General features: G+C 41.6%; 1 protein-coding gene and 1 pseudogene. Both read left to right on the top strand.

What is annotated here, in order from left to right; all coding sequences use genetic code 11:
- Nucleotides 1–146: pseudogene (locus R7Q46_RS25655) on the top strand (NADP-dependent oxidoreductase); the annotation flags it as partial.
- Between the two features lie 27 nt (nt 147–173).
- On the top strand, nt 174–791 hold the full coding sequence (locus R7Q46_RS25650) for a glutathione S-transferase (protein WP_318078011.1): 618 nt from the start codon (nt 174–176) through the stop codon (nt 789–791).
- The last annotated feature ends 117 nt before the right edge of the window (nt 792–908 follow it).

Below are 908 nucleotides of genomic sequence, written 5' to 3'. Positions count from 1 at the left end.
ATATCAATCAGTGGTTGGCTGAAGGAAAGATCCAATACCGCGAACATCTAGTAGAAGGTCTAGACAATGCGCCAGAGGCATTTATCGGTCTGCTAGAAGGCAAAAACTTTGGCAAGCTTGTTGTAAAAATCAACGACCCACTATAACAACCCGCAATAAAGAAGGGATAACAAATGATAAAACTTCATCATCTGAATCAGTCACGCTCTAAGCGTATTATCTGGTTACTTGAAGAGCTCAACGTGGAATACGAAATCGTGCCTTACGTTCGTGACAAAGTGACTTTCATGGCACCGCCAGAACTAAAGAGCGTTCATCCACTTGGTAAGTCGCCACTCCTTGAAGATGATGGTGAGTTTATTATTGAATCAGGAGCCATGACTGAATACTTGATTGAAAAGTACAGTGATGGAGCGCTTGCCCCTAAGCGTGGTACAAAAGCGCATACTGAATATTTACAATGGATGCACTTTGCAGAAAGCTCCGCTATTTTGCCGATGCTATTGAAAATATTCATCAGTAAAGAGCCGAACTCGATGCAGTTTTTGCCTGCATACGCCGACAAAGAAGCAATGAATGTATTGAGCTACTTCGAACAAGCGTTGGAAGGAAAAACCTACCTCGTAGAAGACCGATTGACGGGTGCAGACATCATGATGTCTTTCATCGTTGAGTTAGTACAGATGTTTGGCTTAGCAGAACAATTCCCGAATATGGTTCGTTACAGTAAACAACTTGCGACGCACCCTGCTTTCGAGAAAGCCGAACAAATTGAAGTGAACTACGCTTAATTTAATCGTCCCTTTGAGGCTTGGATTGAAGACAAATAACGTTGTCTCAATCGCATCAAAGGGACGTTTTTTATCGAAATAGAGCGCAAGTATTCATTTATAAATTCAATCATTCAT

It is taken from the genome of Vibrio sp. 811, assembly GCF_033339195.1.
Note: the sequence above shows the minus strand (reverse complement) of the source record. Positions and strands in the feature narration are given on the sequence as shown.